22 protein-coding genes are annotated in these 23,890 nt (G+C 58.5%); 8 read left to right on the forward strand and 14 right to left on the reverse strand.

Going from position 1 to position 23,890, the window contains the following annotated elements; genetic code table 11:
- The first annotated feature begins 15 nt into the window (after positions 1-15).
- The gene (locus MLC70_RS08185) at positions 16-567 is read left to right on the forward strand and encodes a zinc ribbon-containing protein (RefSeq protein WP_248182905.1); all 552 of its coding nucleotides are present in this window, start codon (positions 16-18) and stop codon (positions 565-567) included.
- Between the two features lie 32 nt (positions 568-599).
- Here MLC70_RS08185 and lnt read toward each other — a convergent pair whose 3' ends face one another.
- The 5 genes from lnt to miaB all read right to left on the reverse strand — a co-directional run bounded on the left by lnt (position 600) and on the right by miaB (position 5,894).
- Positions 600-2,147, reverse strand: coding sequence for an apolipoprotein N-acyltransferase (gene lnt, locus MLC70_RS08190; RefSeq protein WP_248182907.1), 1,548 nt, complete (start codon positions 2,145-2,147; stop codon positions 600-602).
- Positions 2,137-2,982: a CorC family transporter gene (locus MLC70_RS08195; protein WP_248182909.1), complete on the reverse strand. Its 846-nt coding sequence runs from the start codon at positions 2,980-2,982 to the stop codon at positions 2,137-2,139. Before MLC70_RS08195 ends, lnt begins: the two co-directional genes overlap by 11 nt.
- Positions 2,979-3,452 carry an rRNA maturation RNase YbeY gene (ybeY, locus tag MLC70_RS08200; protein ID WP_248182912.1) on the reverse strand — a complete coding sequence of 158 codons (474 nt, stop codon included), beginning with the start codon at positions 3,450-3,452 and terminating at the stop codon, positions 2,979-2,981. The genes MLC70_RS08195 and ybeY overlap by 4 nt, the downstream gene beginning before the upstream one ends.
- Positions 3,449-4,432: a PhoH family protein gene (locus tag MLC70_RS08205; protein ID WP_248182915.1), complete on the reverse strand. Its 984-nt coding sequence runs from the start codon at positions 4,430-4,432 to the stop codon at positions 3,449-3,451. Before MLC70_RS08205 ends, ybeY begins: the two co-directional genes overlap by 4 nt.
- A gap of 115 nt (positions 4,433-4,547) precedes the next feature.
- Complete coding sequence (gene miaB, locus MLC70_RS08210) at positions 4,548-5,894, reverse strand: tRNA (N6-isopentenyl adenosine(37)-C2)-methylthiotransferase MiaB (RefSeq protein ID WP_248182918.1); 1,347 nt, start codon at positions 5,892-5,894, stop codon at positions 4,548-4,550.
- Between the two features lie 175 nt (positions 5,895-6,069).
- Here miaB and trmH point away from each other — a divergent pair, with 175 nt between their 5' ends.
- Entirely contained in the window at positions 6,070-6,819 is a 750-nt protein-coding gene (gene trmH / locus MLC70_RS08215) for a tRNA (guanosine(18)-2'-O)-methyltransferase TrmH (protein ID WP_248182920.1), read from the forward strand.
- A gap of 24 nt (positions 6,820-6,843) precedes the next feature.
- Here the strand turns inward: trmH and MLC70_RS08220 are convergent, their stop codons facing one another.
- From MLC70_RS08220 to MLC70_RS08245, 6 genes are all read right to left on the reverse strand, one after another.
- The gene (locus MLC70_RS08220; RefSeq protein ID WP_248182922.1) at positions 6,844-7,449 is read right to left on the reverse strand and encodes a DUF2931 family protein; all 606 of its coding nucleotides are present in this window, start codon (positions 7,447-7,449) and stop codon (positions 6,844-6,846) included.
- On the reverse strand, positions 7,449-9,518 hold the full coding sequence (locus tag MLC70_RS08225) for a phospholipase effector Tle1 domain-containing protein (protein WP_248182923.1): 2,070 nt from the start codon (positions 9,516-9,518) through the stop codon (positions 7,449-7,451). Before MLC70_RS08225 ends, MLC70_RS08220 begins: the two co-directional genes overlap by 1 nt.
- A gap of 52 nt (positions 9,519-9,570) precedes the next feature.
- Entirely contained in the window at positions 9,571-10,584 is a 1,014-nt protein-coding gene (locus tag MLC70_RS08230) for a nucleoid-associated protein (RefSeq protein ID WP_248182925.1), read from the reverse strand.
- Between the two features lie 97 nt (positions 10,585-10,681).
- Positions 10,682-12,340 carry a sulfate adenylyltransferase subunit CysN gene (cysN, locus tag MLC70_RS08235; RefSeq protein WP_248182926.1) on the reverse strand — a complete coding sequence of 553 codons (1,659 nt, stop codon included), beginning with the start codon at positions 12,338-12,340 and terminating at the stop codon, positions 10,682-10,684.
- 1 nt (position 12,341) lies between these two features.
- Positions 12,342-13,250 carry a sulfate adenylyltransferase subunit CysD gene (gene cysD / locus MLC70_RS08240; protein WP_248182927.1) on the reverse strand — a complete coding sequence of 303 codons (909 nt, stop codon included), beginning with the start codon at positions 13,248-13,250 and terminating at the stop codon, positions 12,342-12,344.
- A 160-nt stretch (positions 13,251-13,410) separates the two neighbouring features.
- The gene (locus MLC70_RS08245; protein ID WP_248182928.1) at positions 13,411-13,821 is read right to left on the reverse strand and encodes a PilZ domain-containing protein; all 411 of its coding nucleotides are present in this window, start codon (positions 13,819-13,821) and stop codon (positions 13,411-13,413) included.
- Between the two features lie 270 nt (positions 13,822-14,091).
- Here MLC70_RS08245 and rimO point away from each other — a divergent pair, with 270 nt between their 5' ends.
- Complete coding sequence (gene rimO / locus MLC70_RS08250) at positions 14,092-15,438, forward strand: 30S ribosomal protein S12 methylthiotransferase RimO (RefSeq protein ID WP_248182929.1); 1,347 nt, start codon at positions 14,092-14,094, stop codon at positions 15,436-15,438.
- 147 nt (positions 15,439-15,585) lie between these two features.
- On the opposite strand, the gene gatB is transcribed toward rimO, so the two are convergent.
- From gatB to gatC, 3 genes are read right to left on the reverse strand one after another with little or no spacing between them, the layout of a single operon-like run.
- Positions 15,586-17,052: an Asp-tRNA(Asn)/Glu-tRNA(Gln) amidotransferase subunit GatB gene (gene gatB, locus MLC70_RS08255; RefSeq protein WP_248182930.1), complete on the reverse strand. Its 1,467-nt coding sequence runs from the start codon at positions 17,050-17,052 to the stop codon at positions 15,586-15,588.
- Between the two features lie 21 nt (positions 17,053-17,073).
- Positions 17,074-18,531, reverse strand: a complete 1,458-nt coding sequence (gene gatA, locus MLC70_RS08260; protein ID WP_248182932.1) for an Asp-tRNA(Asn)/Glu-tRNA(Gln) amidotransferase subunit GatA — start codon at positions 18,529-18,531, stop codon at positions 17,074-17,076.
- 50 nt (positions 18,532-18,581) lie between these two features.
- Entirely contained in the window at positions 18,582-18,869 is a 288-nt protein-coding gene (gatC, locus tag MLC70_RS08265; RefSeq protein ID WP_248182934.1) for an Asp-tRNA(Asn)/Glu-tRNA(Gln) amidotransferase subunit GatC, read from the reverse strand.
- Between the two features lie 361 nt (positions 18,870-19,230).
- On the opposite strand from gatC, the gene MLC70_RS08270 reads away from it, so the two are divergent.
- The 5 genes from MLC70_RS08270 (at position 19,231) to rng (ending at position 23,889) form a co-directional block, all read left to right on the forward strand.
- Positions 19,231-20,271, forward strand: a complete 1,041-nt coding sequence (locus MLC70_RS08270) for a rod shape-determining protein (protein WP_070973515.1) — start codon at positions 19,231-19,233, stop codon at positions 20,269-20,271.
- Positions 20,272-20,381: 110 nt separating this feature from the next.
- A complete protein-coding gene (gene mreC, locus MLC70_RS08275) occupies positions 20,382-21,302 on the forward strand; it encodes a rod shape-determining protein MreC (protein WP_248182936.1) in 921 nt (306 codons plus the stop codon).
- Positions 21,302-21,778: a rod shape-determining protein MreD gene (gene mreD / locus MLC70_RS08280; protein WP_248182937.1), complete on the forward strand. Its 477-nt coding sequence runs from the start codon at positions 21,302-21,304 to the stop codon at positions 21,776-21,778. Before mreC ends, mreD begins: the two co-directional genes overlap by 1 nt.
- Positions 21,779-21,787: 9 nt before the next feature.
- Positions 21,788-22,366: a Maf family protein gene (locus MLC70_RS08285; RefSeq protein WP_248182938.1), complete on the forward strand. Its 579-nt coding sequence runs from the start codon at positions 21,788-21,790 to the stop codon at positions 22,364-22,366.
- Positions 22,367-22,410: 44 nt separating this feature from the next.
- Complete coding sequence (gene rng, locus MLC70_RS08290) at positions 22,411-23,889, forward strand: ribonuclease G (RefSeq protein WP_248182939.1); 1,479 nt, start codon at positions 22,411-22,413, stop codon at positions 23,887-23,889.
- Position 23,890 lies beyond the last annotated feature (1 nt).

Genomic DNA, 23,890 nt, shown 5'->3' on the forward strand with positions numbered 1-23,890 from the left:
CAAAAGGAGTCACCGATGACCGAGACTGAGCGTAACCACCTGTCCGGGAAAGCACTGGAAGTTTATGACCGTATGCTGGCAAGGGTGCAAGCAGGCCTTAACGAGTTACAGGAGAAGTCGCTACAGACCCTGGACGAGGAGGTCCGCAAAGCCGTTGAGGTGGAGTACGAACTGGATGAGATGACACGGGAAGAGGCCGACCTGCTCGGTGATTACCTGCAGCGGGACCTGCAGCACTTGTTACACTTTGTCGATGAAACCGGCGAAGGGTTGAAGGAATGGCTGCAGCTGGACATCGCGCTGCTGGAGCACGAGCTGTCGGACCGGTTGCTGTCGGTGGCTGACCAGACCCTGGTGGATACCCTGGAGCTGAAACAGAAACTGGAAAATCAGGAGGTGGGCCACTACATCTCCGGGGAGGTGGCGACGGCCGGCATGTTCCAGTGCCTGAACTGCAACCACATGCGCTGCCTGACCGCGACCAGTCACCTGGAGCCCTGCGAGGCCTGTGGCTCCCACTACTACGAGCGGGTAACCAGTCGCTGGCCCCGCAACCAGCCAGACTGATCGTGGGTCGGAGCACGCGTCGCTAATCCAACCTACGGCTTGGGAATGATGCGCTCACGGACGAACACAATCAGGATGAGTGCCAGGGTCAGGACTGGCCAGGAGCCCGTTAGCATGTAGGGCGTGTTACCGCTGGCGGCAAACACTTCACCCCGCAGCGTGCCGCGGGTGAACTGGGGGATCGACTCGCTGATCTGGCCATGCTGGTCAATCACCACCGTCATGCCGTTGTTGGTGCCCCGCAACATGTAGCGACCGGTTTCCAGCGCCCGCATGCGGGCAATCTGCAGATGTTGCAGCGGGCCGATGGAGTCGCCGAACCAGCCATCGTTGCTGATGGTCAGCAGCATGTCGGTGTTGCGGGCGTTACGGGCGACGAAGTCCGGATACGCCACCTCATAGCAGATGAAGGGCATGATGCGGTGGCCGTTGGCGATCAACGGGGGTTGGTTGGCAGGCCCCCGGCTGAAACTGGACATGGGTAGATCAAAGAAACCAATCAGCCCCCGCAGCCATTGTTGCAGCGGAACATACTCGCCGAACGGCACCAGTTTCTGCTTGTGGTACATGCCCTCGCCGTTGCCGATGGCCATGATGCTGTTATGGAACGTGAAATCCTCGATGCGATCGCTGAAGCCGTACCAGGGAATGCCGGTGATCAGCGTGCTGCGCTCGCCCAGTTCCTCGTCGATGTGGTCAATAATCTTGCCGGCGCTGTCCTGGGGAATGGGGATGGCGGTTTCCGGCCAGAGGATCAGATCGGTGTTCCAGTCCTCTTCAGTCAGGCCCAGATACACGATGATCTGATCCCGCAGGAAGTCCGGATCCCACTTGATTTGCTGGGGAATGTTGCCCTGCATGGAAGCGTAGGTGATGGGTTCATCACTGACCTGAGTCCACTCCACTTTGGAAAGAGCAGGCCCGGTAACCCAGGGCAGCAGGACGACCACAACAACCATTGCGGCGCTGGCGGTGCGTCGGTTCAGATACAGCCACCAGCACGCGAAGAATGCCACGCCGGTGATGGTGACCCAGAGCGTCACCCCATGCACGCCCACCAGGGGGGCGAAGGCGCCGAGCGGTCCGTCCACGTGGGCGGTGCCGAGGTAGAGCCAGGGGAAGCCGGTCAGCAGCCAGCCCCGTACCCAGTCTCCAAGAATCCAGATGGCCGGGAACAGCAGCAGCCGCCGCACATAGCTTTCTTTCGCGAGTTTGCCCCAGCCCCAGAACGCCAGCCCGTGAAACAGGGCCAGCCCGGCAACAAAGACGACGGTCAGGAGAAGGGACACCGGAATGGAGGTGTTGCCATGTTCGCTGATGCTGATGTAGACCCAGCTGGCGCCACTGCCGAACAGCCCGAGGCCGGTAAGCCAGCCAGCGCGGAAGAGTTTCTGTGGCGCCAGCGGCACACAGGCCAGCAGAATCAGTGTCACCGATACCGGGCCGAGCCACCACCAGTGGAAGGGCGAGAACGTCAGGGTTTGCAGCCCGCCGGCCACCACCAGGGTGGCAATCAGCAGCCAGCGGTTCTCGGACAGGCGGGTATCGGGAATTCGGGCCTGGGTGTCGTTATTGCTCACTTCGGGTTACCTGCAGCAGACGGATGACTCGGTTATCAGCGTTCGCAATAGTAAATTGCAGCCCGCCAAATGCAACCGATTCGCCCCGTCTGGGCAGGTGACCGAATTCCTTCAGCACAACGCCACCAATGGTATCGAACTCTTCTTCATCCAGTTCGGTCTTGAAAAACTCGTTGAAATCGTCAACCGGCGTGACGGCTTTGACGGCGTAGGTGCCATCACCGCGGGCCTTGATGTGCGTTTCCTCGTCGAAATCGTGCTCGTCCTCGATCTCGCCGACGATCTGCTCCAGTACATCCTCGATGGTGATCAGGCCGGCTGTGCCACCGTATTCATCCACCACAATGGCCATGTGGTTGCGGTTTTCCTTGAACTCTTTCAGCAGCTGGTTCAAGCGCTTGCTTTCGGGCACGAATGTGGGTGGCCGGAGGATTTCGCGGGTGTGGTTCCAGTCCAGCTCATTGTTCAGAGCCAGCGGCAGCAGGTCTTTGGCGAGCAACACGCCGATGACATCGTCCTGGCTGTCGCCAATCACCGGAAATCGGCTGTGGGCGGATGACATGATTTCGCCGAGGAATTCTTTGGGGTCCTGAGCCGCCTTGACAGTGACCATCTGCGAGCGGGGGATCATGATCTCGTCCACCCGCATGTCGATGACCTGCATGGCGCCTTCGATGATGCTCATGGCATCGGCGTCGATAATCTCCTGGGATTCGGCATCCCGCAGGATTTCCAGCACGTCCTCTACGGACTCAGGCCCACTGGAAAAGGCCTGCGATATACGCTCCAGCCAGGACCTGTTGCCCTGACTGCGACTCGACTGATCGTCGCTCATGAGTCTTTTTCCGTTTCCTCTGATTCGTAAGGATTGCCATGTCCAAGCTGCTCCAGCAGCCGGATTTCGAGGGCTTCCATGACCTCGGCATCGTTGTCTTCAATGTGATCGTAACCCTGGAGATGCAGCATGCCATGCACCACCATGTGAGCCCAATGGGCCGCCAACGTTTTGTGCTGATCTTTGGCTTCTTTTTCAACGACTGGCGCGCAAATGACGAGATCACCGGCCAACGGAACTGTTATACCCGCTGGCGCCTCAAATGGGAAGGACAGCACATTGGTCGGGCCGCTTTTTCCCCGGTACTGGCTGTTCAGCTCGGCGCTCTCGTCAACGTCGACAATACGGATGGTCACTTCAGACGGATCGTCTCCCAGCCACGCCTTCCGGGCCCATTGCCCGAACGCGTCGTCCGCAGGGATTCCATCCGCGTCAGTCATACGCTGCAAATCTACTGTCAGCTCGCTCACTGGCCGCTTGAACTCCCGTCGTCAAAGGAGTCGTAGGCTTCAACAATGCGCTGCACCAACGGGTGACGAACCACATCTTTGGATTCAAACCGGGTAAAGCCGATCCCGGATACTTCGCTGAGCACGCCAGCGGCGTGAATCAGGCCGGAGTTCTGTCCACGGGGCAGGTCCACCTGGGTGGTGTCACCGGTGATCACGGCGGTTGACCCGAAGCCGATGCGGGTCAGAAACATTTTCATCTGCTCGCGGGTGGTGTTCTGGCTTTCGTCGAGGATGATGAACGAGTTGTTCAGCGTGCGCCCACGCATGAAGGCCAGCGGTGCAATCTCGATCACGCTTTTTTCGATCAATCGGGTAACCTGTTCGAAGCCCAGCATTTCATACAGGGCGTCATAGAGTGGCCGGAGGTAGGGGTCCACTTTCTGGGCCAGGTCGCCGGGCAGGAAGCCGAGCTTTTCGCCTGCCTCTACAGCCGGTCGAACCAGCAGGATGCGTTTGACCTGCTCATCTTTCAGCGCCTCCACCGCACAGGCCACCGCCAGCCAGGTCTTGCCGGTACCCGCCGGGCCAATCCCGAAGTTGATGTCGTGGGTGCGTATGCTGTGCACGTACTTCTGCTGGTTGGCACCACGGGGCTTGGCCTGCAGCTTCGGTGTCTTGATCACGGTGGCCGAGCCATCGTAGGGAACGTCTTCGGGCAGCCGTTCGAAGCCGGTTTCGCGGATGAACAGGTGCACGGTGTCGGGCGAGATGTCTTCCGTGGCTTCGGTCTCGCGATACAGGTGGCGGATAACTTCCACCGCCGCAGCAACATGCTCGGTCTCGCCTTCGACCCGGAAATGGTGGTTGCGCCGACCGATGTTGACCCGCATGCGCCGCTCAATGTGCTTGATGTGCTCATCAAACTGGCCGCAAAGTGTGGTCAGCCGCCGCTGATCAACCGGGTGCAGGTCAAACTGTCTGGAATCGTTTTCTTTCAAAGGTGCTCCATTTTGTTTACTCCCCTGGTTTTTTACGGGAGCAGGTAGTTCGGGTGTTGGGGTAGGGCTGGTGCCTGGTGTTGCCTCCGCAACCCGGACGAATCCGACCGGGTCTTTAAAACAGTTCAGCGCCCACAGGAATGCCCCGAAGCGAGTTGGGATAAGCCTCAACAATCTCGACGTCGATAAAGTGCCCTACAATGCCCGGATTCTCATGCCGGAAATTCACGATCCGGTTGTTCTCGGTGCGGCCAGCGTACTCACCGGGGTCCTTTTTGGACAGGCCCGTCACCAGAATCCGCTGTGTTGACCCCACCATCTTGCGGCTGATATCCATCACATTCTGGTTCAGCCGGTCCTGCAGAATACTCAGGCGCTGTTTCTTCACCTCCATCGGCGTGTCATCCGGCAAGTCTGATGCTGGAGTTCCCGGGCGGGCGCTGTAGATGAAGCTGAAGGACATGTCGAAGCCAATGTCATTGATCAGCTTCATGGTGTCCTCGAAGTCTTTCTCGGTTTCCCCCGGGAACCCGATGATGAAATCCGAGGAGAAGCTGATGTCCGGGCGAATCTTGCGCAGGCGGCGGAGTTTGGACTTGTATTCCAGCGCGGTGTGGCCGCGTTTCATGGCCGCCAGGATGCGATCGGAACCGCTCTGAACCGGCAGATGCAGGTGGCTGACCAGTTCCGGTACCTGTTCGTACACGTCAATCATGGCGTCCGTGAACTCCACCGGATGCGAGGTGGTGTAGCGGATACGATCAATGCCATCGATGGCGGCGATCAGGGTGATCAGCTCGGCCAGGTCCATGGTGTCGCCATCGTGGGTTTCACCACGGAAGGCGTTCACATTCTGGCCCAACAGATTGACCTCGCGCACGCCCTGGCTTGCCAGGTGGGCCACTTCGGCCACCACATCATCGGCCGGGCGACTGACTTCTTCGCCCCGGGTGTAGGGCACAACGCAGAACGTACAGTATTTACTGCAGCCTTCCATGATAGAGACAAACGCGGAGGGGCCGTCCGCACCCGGTTCCGGCAGGTTGTCGAATTTCTCGATCTCCGGGAAGCTGACATCCACCACGCCAACGCCGTTTCCCTTGGCGCGCACCTCGGTAATCATATCCGGCAGGCGGTGCAGAGTCTGGGGGCCGAATACCATATCCACGTAGGGCGCCCGGTCCAGAATTGCCTGGCCCTCCTGGCTGGCTACGCAGCCGCCCACCCCGATGATCATGTCCGGCTTTTTGCTTTTGAGCTTTTTCCAGCGGCCAAGCTGGTGAAACACCTTCTCCTGGGCTTTCTCGCGAATGGAGCAGGTGTTCAGCAGCAGGATGTCGGCGTCGTCGGGCGTGTCCGTCATTTCAACGGTGTCGCCAGTCTTGAGCAGGTCTGCCATGCGGGCGGAGTCATACTCGTTCATCTGGCAGCCGTGGGTTTTGATGTACAGCTTCTTGGCCATGGTTCTCACGTAATCTGATGGATGGTGCGCCGGGCCTGGACAGGTAATCAGAGGCGCTAGCAAAAAAGGAACTGGGTATTATAACGGGGTGATCAATCTGCAACCACCATTGTCTCGGCTTGTTGCTAGATGGGCTGTGGTATTATGCGGTTTTTTGACCAATTCGATACAGCTCATGACTCCCGAACGCCTTGCCCGAATCAAGCAAACCCTGAACACCCGTCAACCGGATCTCCGTGTTCTCACCGATCAGGTCCACAAGCCCAGAAACCTGTCGGCGATTATCCGCTCCTGCGATGCCTTCGGACTCGCCAACATGCACACCGTCTGGCCCCGGGAAGGCTTCCGAGCCTTCCGCAAGACCGCAGGCGGAAGCTACACCTGGGTGACTACCCATACTCACCGGACCATGGACGACGCGGTCACAGCGCTGAAAGGGCAGGGCCACAAGCTCTATGCCGCGCAACTTTCTGACCGCGCCATTGATTACCGGGAGGCGGACTTTACGGTGCCGTGCACCATTATTCTCGGCAACGAAGTGGACGGCGTCAGCGCCGATGCAGCGGACCAGGCGGACGAGCACATCGTGATTCCGATGATGGGCATGGTCGAGTCCCTGAATGTCTCCGCCGCCTGCGCGATTATCCTGGCCGAGGCCCAGCGCCAGCGCAAAGCGGCAGGGCTCTATAATGAGCGTCGCCTACCGGACGATGAATACAACCGCCTGCTGTTCTGCTGGTGCCAGCCCACGGTGAAACGCTACTGCGATGATCGTAACCTGCCGTACCCACCGATAGACCCGGACACCGGCGAGCTCGTTGATGGGGTCGGCTGGATGCAGGGCGTGCGCGAGCTGCGCAAGAACCGCCCCCGCTGGGATGATGCACCGGAAGTCCCGGTTATTGAGGAGTCGGATCAGGACTGATTCGACTGCCGTGTGATATGCGGGCTACCATTTGTCGAGTTGCAGGCCGTGGGTTTTCAGGTAGTCGCCGTGTTCGTCCATATACGCTTTGGTTCTCTCCTGAAAGCGCGATGGGTCCCCTTCAATAGGTTTTGCCTGAATACGCATTACTTCGATTTCGTTGCCAGCTTGATTGAGGATCCACATGACGATGGTTCCTCCAGGAGCTAGCCCAATGGTCATTGTGTGTCTTGGCACCAGGCGGGTGTCGTAGTTGGTAACTTGAGGCGCCTTCTCACGCATTCTTACCGATAGATCCTTGGGAACGTGGATCATATGGGCGTAGTACTTCTGCTCGGCGAGAGAAAACCAGTGTATCCAGATCAGTTCTGGAAAGGGTTGGGCTAGTGAGCCTTTGCCGCTCGGTCCGTAAGCACCTTGCCAGCAGCACCCGACACTTCCGATTGGTTGTCGCCAGCTTCGCTCCCCGCTTTTCTCGAGAAACATATCCAAGACCCAGATATTGTAGTGTTTTGGCGCTCCAACTGTAACGAGTCTGAAGTCGTCTTCCTCGTAGAAAAGAGGGGATGCGCAGCCCTGCGCGGAAACTATGTAAACAAAAAACAGGGTGAGCAGGTAGGCAAGACGCATCAAATGTTCTCCATATTTGGGTGGACGATCCTTTCTCGAGAGGTTGTGGGAGCGCTGGGCCTCATGTTGCGGAAAAGTTGGATTTCGGCCGGTTGGCCGGCTACGAGAGTTTCGAAACTATTGTAGTGGGCCGAATAGTGAATGTACCTTTGCAAAACTAGGTCCATATGATGATTTGAGAGAGTAGGGTGATCATTACCCCCAGAGATTTGCGAATCCAATGATTCATAAACTGAAGAAAGCTCATCTGGAATTCTCAGGTCCTGATCTGTCGAGTCAATTAGATCAAGCGGGACTTGGGCGTTCGAGGCAAGTTCACGCATCATCGAGAGCGTTACTCTTGAATATCCCGCTTTGACTCTCCTCACCATGCGTAATGCGATTTCCATGTGGCCATCAGGTGATGGGTGGGGGCGATATCGGGGCATAATTTCCAGTGAGGGAATGTTGTTTTGAATGTTATCTGCGATGCTGTCTTCATATAGGGCAAGGCTGTAATCCCCTATCCATCCCTCAGCCTCAATTTCCTGTTTCATTGATTGCAGATTATCCCACTGGACAGTTTGTTCAGGCCATCTATGACGATTTCTGGGTATCGGATACAGTGGGCTGATAATAACGTCTTCTATTTGGCTGTCCGGGTATCCGCCTCCGATATCCGAGTGTGCCCCCGGAAGAGCGATTTCACGAAAATTGGTGGGGATACTTCCATCCGGGTTTTTGAGGCTGTTTAAAGCGAACAGCTTCCGGTGTTCGTGGTTTGCGGTCAGATGAACTGCCTGAACTACCTTGTCGGGATTCAGGAACAATCTCACCGGATCATTCTTGCTGTTGTGTGCAAAAAGATCTCCTGCGGCTGGATTGACGATGGCGGCAACGCAATCAAATAGGCCAACAAATCTCACTTCGAGATGCTTTGGTGGCTCAACGCCTAACTGTTTTAGCAGCTTTGCAAATAGCCCCTCATGCCCACGGTTTATTTCGTAGGCAGCGTGCCGCGCGGCAGCAGCACCTCGGCTGAACCCGAACAAATCAACACTCAGTGATCTGATTTTCCTGCCTTTTAGCCGTGTTGATAGCAAACTGGAGGCAACCTCAAACGCCTGCTTCACTTGGTTAATCACCCCGGTATCACCGAGCCCGGTCGCCGCCCCATACAGTGAGTCACCATCGCCGGTTTTGGATCCTGGCCCCGGTGCATAGGCTCTAACCTGAATGGTTACATTACCATTTCGGTCAATCTCTCCCTCGGGGTAGAGGTCTGAAAGTTTCGCCACGTTGCTGGGAGCATTGGTGTAACTAGCCCCCACCAGCAACCCAAGTCGCCGTTCGCATTCGATCTGATCAATTTCTTCGTTCTCAAGCGGATTGAGACATTCTTGGTCAACCAGGTGCTGCATCTGCTGACTGTTAAACGCATTATTCAACGTCCCATCAGTAAAGATGCCCACCTCAACATGAATCTCCGGCTCTTGCTCTTCCTTCGGCACCCGACCGGACTCGTTGGCGAGTTTTATGCCGGCCAGAGTGGTGGCCATGACAGAGGCAGAAGTGGCGCTGGTTTCGGTTCGGGCTGGGCTCGGGTCACGTGAGGGCGCGCGTTCGGCGGCTGGGCTGCTAGCGCCCGGAAGGGGGCCGCGCCTGACGTCGTCCGGTGTCAGTTGTCGATGGTTCAGTTCCTGCAGGGCATAGCCAAGGCCGAAGGGCAGTGGTGACGACGGTTTCCATTCGCCGCCGGCCGGCAGTTCCGGGTTGTCACGCCAGTCAATCACCGGGGATAGCGGCCCCGGATCGAACGGGCCGTGGATCAGGAATAGATCGCCGTCCGCGACTTGCCTGGTGGCCAGGGTTGGCAGTGGCTCCCGACTGTCTGGGCGAACTCGCAGAAGGGCTCTCAGCTCCACGCCGGAGAGGCGTCCGGAGCTGATGAGCTGACCGACTTCCGCGGCGGCGAGGAAAGGGTTTTCTATTCGGGGGAGATCATACGGGGTCAATTCCATTGACCGTTTCAATTGCATCGTCACCGCTCCTTGCTGACGTTTCTTGATTTGTTCGGGCCCGGCAAGCATAGCGGAATCCCGCGAAACGTGACTTGTCCCTGTCACATTTCAGGATCGAATTTTAGCTGCGATCTTCCAGGTAGCGCTGCAACTGCTCGCGCAGGGCTTTGGGAAGCCTGGTGATGGTCAGTGCGTCTTTGTCCTTGTCGTAATAGATGGCCTGGTTCACCAGGTCGGAGGAGAAGGACACGCTCATCCCGCCACCAGATCCCGCAATGCGGACCAGCTTCTTCACCTTGCGATGATCCGGGTGCAGTACGCCACTTTCTGGAAGCTCGGCGGTCTGGGACGCGAAATCCTTGAAGCGCTGGGGCTGGTTCTCGTCCAGATAACCGGAGAGCGCCTCAATGGCGACCGGTTCGCCCAGTGCGTGCTGTTCCTTGCAGAATTCGTAGGCGCGGGCACGTACCTTGCCGGCTTCTTCCGGCTCAGAGGATTTCGCGAAAGCTTCCACCGCGTCCAGAAACGTGAGGGTTTCCTTTTCCACGTCAACCTGGTTGGTGAAGCCGCACAACTTGATGAACAGGTCGCCGCCTTCACCGGTGCCGCGGGAATGAACCAGGGTCAGGTAGTTCTCACCGGGATTTTCTCCACGCCAGTCGTCCAGTTCGATGCGCACTGCCAGGTTCAGGCGTGACAGGCTGAGGATATCGGTAGCGTCGAGGGTCTGTTTGGCGTCAAAGCGCATGGCGCTGTCGTTTTCCATCACCAGCAGGTAGACCACTTCGGAGTCCGCCAGGGCTTCGTGCACGATCATCAGATGCCCCTCGAATTCCTCCTGGGCGCCGTTCAGAAGTTCCTGCCATTGCCCGAACAGGCGGTCGGTGAGGGCGGTAAAGGACTGTTTGTCCTCGAGGTAATCCTTCAGCCAGCTGCTGAACGGACTTTCGCCGATATCGTCGGAAAAGCGGCCGTATTTCTTGCCCGGCTTGGTGTTGAACAGGCGCTTCATCTGCTTGTGAAGACCCTCATAGTCGCCACCTGGCTCAGACAGGACCTCGCCGGGGCGAATCCGTGCCGGTTGTCCGGGCTGATACTGGCTGGCGAAAAGAGTGCGAAGCTGCTTGATGGCCATGAAATCGCTTTTCCCTGGTTAATAAAAAAACAAAGCCCTGAGGGCTGACCTTCAGGGCTTGGCATTGTACCGATTTTCGGGGCGCTGAGCCCAGACGTTATATCCGCTTGCTGCGAACCAGATCCTGCACCAACTCATTTACGGCAGCGGGGATGTCCTGATCGCTGTCAGCGAATACCGCGGCGTTCGCGACATCGGTGCCCAGATTCACTGCAATGGCGATCAGGCCGTGGGCAGAGAGCAACTGGGCGGTACGGCGCCGGTCATCCGGGCCACCGGCGTTGTCCTCGCTGAGCACCACGGTGGTCTTGCCCTGATCAAACAGTGCGCGTTCCACCGCCAGCGCGAGGGCCTGGGCCTGCTTGCCGCTGCAGGCAATGATGGCCGGTTTCTGAGCCAGGCGGCGTGCCCGCTCATCCATGCTGACCGGTTCGAGAGATTCCACGTCACTGGCGGTACCGGCGATCATGCCCGCGCCCACCGTGACGTTGCTCAAACGGTCAATGACGATAAAACTGCCCGTAGCATGATTGCGCGGGTAGGCATCGAAGGCCACCGGCTGGCTCAGGGTCAGTTCGCACAGGCCGATCTCATTCAGTTCCAGAGCCGCCGGGTTGGCGTTCTGATCCAGCGTGTTTACGTCGGTCTGGTGGTGGATCTTCTTGACCGTACCGGAGGTGAACGTCGGGCCCAGCTTGATGTCGTAAAGGCGTCCGGTTTCCAGCGGTGCATCGGTCATCCACACGATGTTGGCGTTGAAGCGGTTGCCCACTTCCGGCTCGTCTTCGGCCTTGACCAGCATGTCACCACGACTGACGTCGATCTCATCGGTCAGCGTCAGGGTGACGGCCTGGTCGATGTAGGCCTCTTCAACGTTGCCTTCAAAGGTGACGATTTCCTTCACGGTACTGGTGCGACGCGAGGGCAGGGCCATCACTTTGTCACCCGGGCGGACAACGCCGGAGGCAACGGTACCGCAGAATCCCCGGAAATCGAGGTTGGGACGATTAACAAACTGCACCGGGAAGCGGAAATGCTCCAGATCCTTGTCGCGGGAGACTTCCACTGTTTCCAGAATTTCCATCAGCGGTTGGCCAGTGAACCAGGGCGTGCTTTCACTCCGGTTGACCACATTGTCGCCTTCCAGGGCCGAGATCGGTACGAAACGGATATCCTTTAGGCCGAGCTTGGTGGCGAAGGCCAGGTATTCGTCCTTGATTTCGTTGAAACGCTCCTCGCTGAAATCCACCAGGTCCATCTTGTTGACGGCCACGACAATGTGGCGAATGCCCAGCAGCGAGGCGATGAAGGAGTGCCTGCGGGTCTGGGTCAGCACACCGTGACGGGCATCGATCATCAGGATCGCTACTTGCGCGGTCGAGGCGCCGGTGGCCATGTTGCGGGTGTACTGCTCATGACCCGGTGTATCGGCAATGATGAACTTGCGCTTGTCAGTGGAGAAATAGCGGTAGGCTACATCAATGGTGATGCCCTGCTCGCGTTCTGCCTGCAGGCCGTCCACCAGCAGCGCCAGGTCGAGCTTCTCACCGGTGGTGCCCATCTTCGCACTGTCGGTTTTCAGGCTGGCCATATGATCTTCATAGATCATCTTGGTGTCGTGGAGCAGGCGACCGATCAGGGTGCTCTTGCCATCATCAACACTGCCGCAGGTCAGCAGACGCAGCAGTTCCTTGTTCTCGTGTTGCTTCAGGTAGGCCTGAATGTCTTCGGCGATCAGATCAGACTGGTGTGACATCTTAGAAGTACCCTTCCCGCTTTTTCTGTTCCATGGAGCCGGCTGAATCGTGGTCGATCACGCGACCCTGACGCTCGGAGCTGGTGGCCAGCAGCATTTCCTGAATGATGTCAGGCAGCGTGGTGGCCTCAGACTCGATCGCGCCGGTGAGGGGATAGCAGCCCAGGGTGCGGAAGCGGATGGATTTCATCATCGGCTTTTCGCCTTCCTTCAGAGGCATGCGATCGTCGTCCACCATGATCAGCGTGCCGTCCCGTTCAACCACGGGGCGCACAGCGGAGTAGTACAGGGGAACAATCTCGATGTTTTCAAGGTAGATGTACTGCCAGATATCCAGCTCGGTCCAGTTGGAGAGCGGGAATACGCGGATGCTTTCGCCCTTGTTGATCTTGCCGTTGTAGGTGTTCCAGAGTTCCGGCCGCTGGTTCTTGGGATCCCAGCGATGGTATTCGTCACGGAAGGAGTACACGCGCTCTTTGGCGCGGGATTTCTCTTCGTCCCGACGGGCGCCACCGAAGGCGGCATCGAATTTATACTTGTCCAGGGCCTGCTTCAGGGACTGGGTTTTCATCACATCGGTATGCTTGGCGCTGCCGTGGGTGAACGGACCGATACCCTGTTTGATGCCATCCTCGTTCTTATGAACGATCAAGTCCAGACCGTATTCCTTCACCTTGCGGTCGCGGAAGTCGATCATGTCCCGGAACTTCCAGGTGGTGTCCACGTGCATCAGGGGAAACGGTGGCGTGCCGGGGTAGAACGCCTTCCTCGCCAGATGCAGCATGACCGCGGAGTCCTTGCCGATGGAGTAGAGCATCACCGGGTTGTCGAACTCAGCCGCGACCTCCCGAATGATGTGGATGCTTTCAGCTTCCAGCTGCTTGAGATGGGTCAGGTTGTATGTGGTCATTATACTCTGTTGCCGCCTTGCGAACCGAATGGGCTTTGCGTGTGAATAGCGCAATCATACCAGAGGCGATTAGGGTATAAGAAGGTGTCCAACTAGAGTTTGGTGCTATAAGAATATATCGGGGGCATGTTCGCGGTTCTATGCAACCAGAGCCGGGACCTCAGGACAGGGACGCGGCGGACGACAGCAGGGTACTGACGTACCGATCCACGTAATCGTACCCGTTACCCTCGAATTCGGCGAACTGGATGCCCACCTGATACTCGTCGCGCGCAATGCGGCGCATGTGAACGATGTTGCCGTCAGCGATCACCGCCACAGGCTGAGTCGCCACTACGGGCACGGAGAACCGCGCTTTTACCGGAATCCAGCTGCCTGGGACCGGGGCTTTCTGGCCGGGCACCAGCTCTTTCACCAGCTCCTGGCTGCACGAAATCATCAGGCCAGTGCGAGAGAGGTTTGAAATCGTGCAGTCGAGACAGCAGCCGTCGTGTCTCTCGATCGTGACTTGAGTCGAGACATCGACGCGTTGTTGATTGCGTAGATTCGATTTTACGGCAACTGTTTTCATTCTGGCTCTTCTGATTCGGTCGTTTTCAGCTATAACCAGCTGAAAGTCTAGTTGTTTAATTAGTGATCAGCAAGATGCCTGTCGCCGTTAGTGGCAGTTTTATGAAGAATTTGTGAACGTTCCGTCAAAAATCAAAGTTCACTGCAGGCGAGTTCGCAAGCGCTGGTGGCGCTTTTCCCCTGGTTTTGCTTCAGGCCCCGGGCGGGCTGGGGTAAACTGTCTGCCTTAATTCATCGGTGGGCATCACGCCCCAGGACTCCGAACGCGTTTATGACAGATCACCCCCAAACCCCAGTCACCGGCAACGGCAAAGTCGGCTTCATCAGCCTTGGATGTCCCAAGGCCCTGGTCGATTCCGAGCGTATCCTCACCCAGCTCAGGCTCGACGGCTACGACGTTGTTCCAACCTACAACGACGCCGACATTGTGGTGGTTAACACCTGCGGGTTCATAGACGCGGCCAAGCAGGAATCCCTCGACGCCATCGGCGAGGCTATCAACGAAAACGGCAAAGTGATCGTCACCGGGTGCATGGGTGTTGAGGCAGACAAGATCCGCGAGACCCATCCCGGGGTTCTGGCGGTATCTGGCCCCCATGCGTATGAAGAAGTGGTCGGCGCGGTACACCAGTTCGTGCCGCCCAGGCGCGAGCACGACCCGTTCACTGATCTGGTTCCGCCCCAGGGGGTAAAGCTGACCCCGCGGCACTATGCCTACCTCAAGATCTCCGAAGGCTGCAACCACCGTTGCACCTTCTGCATCATCCCGTCCATGCGCGGCGATCTGGTGAGCCGCCCCATCGGTGATGTCATGGACGAGGCCCAGCGCCTGGTGGATGCCGGGGTCAAAGAGCTGCTGGTGATCTCCCAGGACACCTCAGCCTACGGCGTGGACACCAAATACCGCACCGGTTTCTGGCAGGGCCGGCCGCTGAAAACCAAAATGCAGTCGCTGTGTGAAGCGCTGGGTGAGATGGGTGTGTGGGTGCGTTTGCACTATGTTTACCCGTATCCCCACGTGGATGATGTGATTCCGCTGATGGCAGAAGGCAAGATCCTGCCGTACCTGGACATCCCGTTCCAGCACGCCAGCCCGAAAGTGCTCAAGGCCATGAAGCGCCCGGCCCATGACAGCAAGACTCTGGACCGCATCCGCAAGTGGCGTGAGATCTGCCCCGAGCTGACCATCCGCTCCACCTTCATTGTCGGCTTCCCGGGCGAAACCGAGGAAGACTTCCAGTATTTGCTGGACTGGTTGGATGAAGCCCAACTGGACCGCGTGGGGGCGTTCAAATACAGCCCGGTGGAAGGTGCCAAGGCCAACGAGATCGAGGGTGCGGTGCCTGAGGAAGTAAAAGAAGAGCGCCTGGCCCGGTTCATGGAGAAGCAGGCCGAAATTTCAGCCGCTCGCCTGCAGGCCAAGATTGGCAAGACCATCGATGTGCTGATTGACGAGGTGGACGAAGAAGGTGCCATTGGCCGTTCGAAGGCGGATGCGCCGGAGATTGACGGCATGGTTTACCTCAACGACGAGACCGATCTGGTGCCTGGGCAGATGGTTCAGGTGGTTGTTGAGCATGCGGATGAGCATGATCTATGGGGTCGGCTTGTCGGGTAGCTTCTGACCTGGGCTCCTGGCCTGTTTGCTTCGGGGAGGGGCAGCAAACACACCCTTCGGTCTTCGCAGTTATAGTCCAGCCAAGGCCCCCCCGCAAAACAAACAGGCTGGGTCCGTGCCGTGAACGCAAGACCCAGGCCGAACCGCTTACCCCCCGAGCTTCTTAACCAGAATCTCGTTAAACAGCTTCGGATTCCCCTGTCCCTTGGACGCCTTCATCAGCGGCCCCATAAAGCCACCAAGCATCTTCTTGCGTTTCTTGGGGTCTTCCTCGTTCTGGTATTGAGCCACCTGATCCGGCATGCCCGCCAGCACCTCATCGACCATTGATTCAAGCGCCCCGGTGTCAGAGACCTGTTTCAGGCCTTTGGCGTCGATGATGGCGTCAACGTTGTCGTTCTCGCCGGACCAAAGCGCTTCAAACACCTTCTTTGCGCCGGCGGAGGAAATCGTGTTGTCGGCAATGCGCACCACCAGGTCGCCGAGCTGAGCGCCGGTAATGGGGGATTCGGCGACCGATTTCTCCTCGGCATTCAGCCGTGCGGAGAATTCACCCTGAATCCAGTTGGATGTCAGTTTGGCGTCTTTACCGTGGCTGACCGCTTCCTCGAAGAACGCCGCAAGTTTCGAATCGCCGGCGAGCAGGCCTGCGTCGTAGTCGTTGAGGCCGTAATGCTCCATGAAGCGCGCCTTGCGTGCGTCCGGCAGTTCCGGAAGGCTGTTGCGGGCCTCCTCAATGAACGATTCGTCGATTTCCACCGGCAACAGGTCGGGGCAGGGGAAATAGCGGTAATCGTTGGCTTCTTCCTTGGTCCGCATGGAGCGGGATTCGTCCCGGTCCCCGTTGTACAGGCGGGTTTCCTGAACAATCGTGCCGCCGTCCTCGAGGATGTCCATCTGCCGTTCCACTTCATGGGCGATGGCCTGCTCCATGAAGCGGAAGGAGTTCAGGTTCTTGGTTTCGGTGCGGGTGCCCAGAGTGTCGGAGCCTTTGGGCTTGAGTGAAATGTTCACATCAAAGCGCATGGAGCCCTGGGACATGTCGCCGTCGCAGATGCCCAGCGAGGTCACGATGCCGTGCAGCTTTTTAGCAAACGCTACCGCTTCTTCCGCGTTGGTCATGTCCGGTTCTGTGACCACCTCGATCAGCGGAGTGCCGGCGCGGTTCAGGTCGATACCGGTCATGCCGTGGCCAAGCTCGTCATAAAAGGTATCGTGCAGGGATTTTCCCGCGTCCTCTTCCAGGTGGGCGTGGTGAATGCGCACCCGCTTGGTTTTGCCGCCGGCCAGGTCCAGGTCGACGTAACCGGGGCCGACAATGGGGCGCTCCAGCTGGGTGGTCTGGTAGCCCTTGGGCAGGTCCGGATAAAAGTAATTCTTGCGCTCGAACACCGAGCGCCGTTCGATGTCGGCGTTGACCGCCAGGCCGAACATCACCGCGTAGCGGAATGCCTGCTCGTTCGGAACCGGTAAGGTGCCCGGCATGGCCAGGTCAACGGCGCTGGCCTGGGTGTTGGGCTCGGCGCCGTAGGCGGTGCTCGAGCCGGAAAAGATCTTGGTCTTGGTGGCGAGCTGAACGTGGATTTCCAGCCCGATCACAATGTCCCACTGCATACTCATTCTCCTGTCTCGGGCTTATTGCGCTTCACGCTGGTGCCAGTCGGTTGCCTGCTGGAACAGGTGGGCGGCGTTCAGCAAGCGGGCTTCGGAGAAATAATCCCCGATCATCTGCAGTCCCACCGGCAGGCCGTCTACAAAGCCGGCTGGCACCGACATGGCGGGTACGCCCGCCAGGTTGACGGCGATGGTGAACACATCTTCCAGGTACATGGTGACCGGATCGTTGGTCTTCTCACCCTGAATGAACGCCGGAGATGGCGTGGTCGGGCTCATCAGTACGTCCACGTCCTTGAAGGCGTTGACGAAATCCTGCTGGATCAGGCGGCGAACCTTCTGTGCCTTGAGGTAATAAGCATCGAAGTAACCGGCGGACAGGGCGTAGGTGCCCACCAGAATCCGTCGCTTCACCTCGGCGCCAAAGCCCTCGGCCCGGGTGCGGGTGTACATATCCATGAGGTCTTTCGGATCGGCACAGCGGTAGCCATAGCGGGCGCCGTCAAACCGCGACAGGTTGGCGGAGGCTTCCGCCGGCGCGATCACGTAATAGGCGGCAATCGCCAGTCGGGCGTTCGGCAACGACACTTCTTTAACTGTCGCGCCGAGCTTTTCGTATTCCTTCACCGCGTTGCGAACCTGTTGTTCCATCGCCGGGCTCAGCTGGTCACTGAAATACTCTTTCGGCAGCCCGATGCGCAGGCCTTTCAAAGGCTCGTTCAGGGTGGCGGTGTAATCCGGCACCTCACGGTCCACCGAGGTGGAATCCTTCGGGTCATAGCCGGCCATCACATTCAGCATCAGCGCGTTGTCTTCAGCGGTGCGCGCCATGGTGCCGCCCTGGTCCAGGCTGGAGGCGAAGGCGATCATGCCGTAGCGGGAAACGCGGCCATAGGTGGGCTTCAGGCCCGTAATGCCACACAGTGCTGCCGGCTGGCGGATGGAACCGCCGGTGTCTGTTGCCGTCGCCGCTGGCACCAGCCGCGCCGCCACCGCCGCGGCAGAACCGCCAGAAGAGCCGCCCGGAACCCGTTTATCGCCCTGGCTCAGCCCCCAGGGGTTGGTGGTTGCGCCAAAGTAGCTGGACTCGGTGGACGACCCCATGGCGAATTCGTCCATATTGGTCTTGCCCAGGCAAACGGCACCGGCGTTGCGGAAGTTTTCCGTGACCGTGGCGTCGTAGGGCGGAACGAAGTTCTCGAGCATCTTTGAGCCGCAGGTGGTGCGCACGCCGGTGGTGCAGAAAATGTCCTTGTGGGCAAACGGCACCCCGGTCCAGAGAGTGGCGTTGCCCGCCGCCCGTTGCTCGTCCGCCGCTTTGGCGTCCGCCAGGGCCTGCTCTTCAGTGACCGTAATAAAACTGTTGAACTGACCGTCTTCGCGCTTGATGCGGTCAAGAAACTGCTGGGTGAGCTCTACACTGGAAATCTTGCCGCTTTCCAGTTCCCGGGAGAGCTCTGCTACCGATTTGTTATGCATGTTACGTCCTGCTTGAGTCGCTGTTCGTCCGATCACTCAGTTGTCTTTGCTTACTCGATGACCCGAGGCACAAGGTACAGGCCGTTCTCGGTCGCCGGCGCTATGGCCTGGAAGGCCTCCCGTTGGTTGGACTCCGTCACCTCGTCTGCGCGCAGGCGCTGCACTGCATCCAGGGGGTGAGCCAGAGGCTCCACGTTGGCAGTGTCCGCTGCTGCCAGCTGGTCAACCAGGTCCAGGATATTACCCAGATCTTTCTCGAGCGCCGAAACCTGCTCTTCGTCCACGCGAATGCGGGCGAGCACGGCGACTTTCTCAATGTCCTTGCGGGAAATGGTCACATTGCCTCCCAGGGTAGGTGAAATTTCAGTAACTTAAGTTGAGCGCAACTCAGAGTTTGGGAGCTGCCGGGAATCACCTTTCCGAAACTGTGCGGAGCCAGGGATGGCGGAGCCCAAGCGCACAGGGACGTATTCACAGCGTGTTTCGGAAAGGTGATTCCCGGCGGCTCGTGCACCGACAGTCAAAATAAAGGCGATATGGTAACAGATTCCGACATCAGCGGGAGGGTGTAGGTTTTTGTGGCAAAGTGTTAACTGACAGGCTCAGGGCCCGATCGTGCCTTGCCTGCAGGGGTGCTCACTGCTAAAGTTGCCGCATCTTTTCTGCGACTGCAACTCTCAGGTTGAAACTACACGAATGTTGATCAAAAGACTCCGAGGCTTATTCTCAAGCGACCTGTCCATCGACCTGGGCACCGCCAACACCCTTATTTACGTGCGCGAGCGCGGAATTGTGCTGAATGAGCCTTCCGTTGTGGCCATTCGCACCAGTGGTTCCCAGAAGATGGTGGCTGCAGTCGGCGCCGAAGCCAAGCGCATGCTGGGACGCACCCCGGGGAACATTACCGCCATCCGCCCGATGAAAGACGGCGTGATCGCCGACTTCGTGGTCACCGAGAAAATGCTCCAGCACTTTATTCACAAAGTGCACGAGAACAGCTTTATTACACCGAGCCCACGAGTACTGGTGTGCGTGCCGAGTAAGTCCACTCAGGTTGAGCGCAAGGCCATCCGCGAGTCAGCTCTTGGTGCCGGCGCCCGTGAAGTGTTCCTCATCGAAGAGCCTATGGCCGCCGCTATTGGCGCTGGCCTGCCGGTCGAGGAAGCCAGCGGCTCCATGATCGTCGACATTGGCGGTGGCACCACCGAAATCGCCATTATCTCCCTGAACGGCATTGTTTACGCTGAATCCGTGCGGGTAGGGGGTGACAAGTTTGACGAAGCCATCGTGACCTATGTGCGCCGCAATTATGGCAGTCTGATCGGCGATTCCACCGCCGAGCGCATCAAGCACGAGATCGGCTGCGCCTACGAAGGCCTCGAAATCCGTGAAATCGACGTGCGCGGCCGCAACCTGGCGGAAGGTGTTCCCCGAGCCTTCACCCTGAACAGTGAGGAAATCCTCGACGCCCTGCAGGAATCCCTGGCTCAGATCGTTCAGACAGTAAAGAGCGCGCTGGAACAGTCCCCGCCGGAACTCGCTTCCGACATCGCCGAGCGCGGCATTGTGCTGACCGGTGGTGGCGCCTTGCTCCGCGGGCTGGACAAGCTGATCAGCGAGGAAACCGGGCTACCGGTGATCATTGCTGAAGATCCGCTGACTTGCGTCGCCCGCGGCGGCGGCAAGGCTCTGGAAGTGATCGATCGTGGCGGAATCGGAATGTTCTCCCAGGAGGGGTAAAACCGTGGTACTGGCATTACGCCTGACGTTACTCCGGCCAGGGCCCCTCCGCCCCCGACCGCCGCAAGTGGACCTCCGCTGCGGCGGTCGTCGTATCTGCCTGGTCAATAATGGCGGGGGTAGCAGCCATTAAAACCATCTTCGTTCAAGGCCCCGTACCCGGCTTGCGTCTGTTGCTGGTGATCCTGCTCTCGGCGGTGCTGATCGTGGCGGATGCCCGCTTCGACAAACTGACCTCCGTTCGCAGCGTGATTGGTACCGGGCTGGCGCCGGTGCACTGGTTTGGCAATGCCCCCTACGAGTTGCAGAACTGGATCGAAGGCCTGTTTACCACCCGGGACGATCTGCTCGCCGAAAACGAAGACCTCAACGCGCGGCTGCTGATTCTTGAACGGCGGGCGCTGAAATACGCCGCGCTGGCCTCGGAAAACAATGAACTCCGCCGTCTGATGAATTCCTCGGAAGTTCTCGATGACCGCGTTATTGTCGGTGAGATCGTTGGTGTGTCGCCCGACCCGTTTTCTCATGAAGTCATTATCAATAAAGGCAGCCGGGACGGTGTCACCGTCGGTCAGGCCATCCTGGACGCCCACGGGCTGATGGGGCAGGTACAGCAAACCAGCAGCTTCACGTCGCGGGTCTTGCTGGTATCCGACAGCAGCCACGCCGTACCGGTTGAGGTGGTTCGCAACGGCCTGCGCGCGATTCTCCTGGGCAACGGCGATATCAACGCGCTTGAGCTGGTTCACGTGCCGGACACCGCCGACATCCGCGAGGGGGATCTGCTGGTCAGTTCCGGTCTCGGCGGGCGATTCCCGAAAGGCTACCCGGTGGCGGAAGTGGAAAACATCACCAAGGAATCCGGCGAACCGTTCGTGAATATTGAAGCCACGCCGAAAGCGCGGCTCAATCAGAGCCGACTGGTGCTGGTGGTTTTTTCCCCGGAAGGCGAGGTAGACGAAGACGGCAATGAGCATCGTCAGGGCCAGCCTGCCGTCGGCATTGAAACCGACCCGGACGAGGTGCGCTGATGTTATCGGTAATCAGTTATCCGGTCTTTGCCCTGAGTGTCGTTCTCTCGCTGGTGCTGAGCATTTCACTGTTCCCCATTGGCTGGTTCGAGTTCCGCCCGGAATGGCTGGGGCTGATGGTGTTTTACTGGACCTTCCGGGCACCCGCCCAGTTCGGCATTCTGCTGGCCTGGTGCGTTGGTCTGTCGCTGGATGTGCTGGAGGCAACGCCATTGGGCGTCAACGGTCTGGCGATGGCCCTCGTTGCCTTTCTGGTACTGACGATTCATCAGCGGCTGCGCATGTACCCGATGCCTCAGCAATGCCTGATGGTGTTTCTGCTGCTGGGCATCAACCAGATGTTGGTGCACTTCATCAAGCAGATGCTGGGCGGGGAAGACGCCGGATTCAGCTATTTATGGCCAGCCCTGACCAGTGCCCTGGTATGGCCCGTGGTCTGCGTTCTGCTGGATAACCTCAATCGCAAGCTGGGGTAGGACCATTACATGCAGACCCTCATTCTGGCATCCGCCTCCCCAAGACGCGCTGAGCTGCTGACGCAGATTGGCCTGTCCTTTGAGTCCCGGCCGGTCGGTATTGATGAGACGGTGCGGGCCGGCGAGTGCCCACTTGCCTATGTTGAGCGCCTGGCCCGCGAGAAAGCGTTAGCCGGTATCGCGGGTTCTAACCAGTTAGTTCTCGGCTCTGATACCACGGTGGTGCTGGATGGTGAGGTTCTTGGCAAGCCTGTGGACGCGACCGAGGCGGTTGCAACGCTGACGCGGCTGTCTGCGCAGACGCATCAGGTGATGACCGCTGTTGCGTTGGCGTCGGCCAGAGGCTGTGAGGCCCGCGTGGTCACCACCGATGTGACCTTTCGCGCACTCTCTGATGAGGAAATTCGCGCCTATGTGGCCAGCGGTGAACCAATGGACAAGGCGGGAAGTTATGGAATTCAGGGACTTGGTGGTATTTTTGTGAAGGAGATTCGCGGCAGTTACAGTTCCGTAGTGGGGTTGCCGCTCCAGGAAACGGCCGAGCTGCTGTCACGGGCAGGATACCCGGTCTGGAAAGCCTGGCACTGACGAGCCCACAGGGTCTGGCTCGCATCAATTGCAAAGGAACCACAATGAGCGAAGAGATACTGATCAACGTAACCCCGGTCGAAACGCGGGTGGCGCTTGTCGAAAACGGCATGTTGCAGGAAGCCTACATCGAGCGAACCAGCCGCAAGGGTATCGTTGGCAACATCTACAAGGGCAAAGTGGTCAGGGTGTTGCCCGGCATGGAAGCGGCGTTCGTGGATATCGGCCTGGAGCGGGCAGCTTTCATTCACGCGTCTGACGTGGTCAACGGGCAGTCCTCCGAAGATGGTAACGACACCCCCAAAGTGGTCCCCGACATCCGCACCCTGCTGCGCGAAGGCCAGTCCCTGGTGGTGCAGGTCACCAAGGATCCGATCGGAACCAAAGGCGCCCGACTGACGACCCAGCTGTCGATCCCCTCGCGTTATCTGGTGTTCATGCCCGGTACCAGCCATATTGGTATCTCCCAGCGGATTGAAGACGAAAACGAGCGCGCGCGGTTGAAATCCGTCGTCGAGACGGCCGCGGCCGCAGAGTCCGACGTGCAGGGTGGCTATATCATTCGCACCGCCGCCGAAGCCGCAGCCTCCGATGACCTCATCGGCGACATGAACTACCTGCACCGGTTGAGCCATTCGATCCACGAACGGATTTCCCGGGTACAGGCGCCCGCGGTGGTGTATCAGGACCTGCCGCTGTTTATCCGCACCATCCGTGATCTGATACGTCCCCAGACCGAGAAAGTCCGCATCGACAGCCGCGAGAGCTATCAGCGGGTTATGGGCTTCGTTGAGGAGTTTGTTACCGAGTTCTCGGAAAAGGTGGAGTATTACCCGGGTGAACGCCCGATTTTTGATCTTTATTCCGTTGAAGACGAGATTCAGAAGGCATTGAGCCGCAAAGTGCAGCTGAAATCCGGCGGCTACGTGATCATTGACCAGACCGAAGCGATGACCACCATTGATATCAACACCGGGGCGTTTGTCGGGCATCGCAATCTTGAAGAGACCATCTTCAAGACCAACCTTGAAGCGGCCCGGTCGATCAGCCGGCAACTGAGATTGCGCAACCTCGGTGGCATCATCATTATCGATTTTATCGACATGGATGATCCGGAGCACCAGCGCCAGGTGCACCGCATGCTCGAGAAAATGCTGGAGCGGGACCACGCCAAGACCAAGATCACCGGCGTGTCGGAACTGGGATTGGTGGAGATGACGCGCAAGCGCACCACCGAGAGCCTGGGCCAGGTGTTGTGTGAGCCCTGTCCTATTTGCGATGGTCGTGGCTTCCTCAAAACCAGCGAGACCGTCTGCTATGAGGTGTTTCGGGAGATCTTGCGGGTAAATCGCGCCTATGACGCCGAGAGTTATCTGGTGATGGCCTCCCAGAGTGTGGTGGACCGGCTGCTGGATGAGGAATCCGACAACGTCGCGGACCTGGAAACCTTCATAGAGAAAACCATCCGCTTTCAGGTAGAGCCCTTCTACAGTCAGGAACAGTATGACGTGGTGCTTTTGTAGA

The sequence above is a fragment of the Marinobacter goseongensis genome (assembly GCF_023156235.1).
Lineage (GTDB): Bacteria > Pseudomonadota > Gammaproteobacteria > Pseudomonadales > Oleiphilaceae > Marinobacter > Marinobacter goseongensis.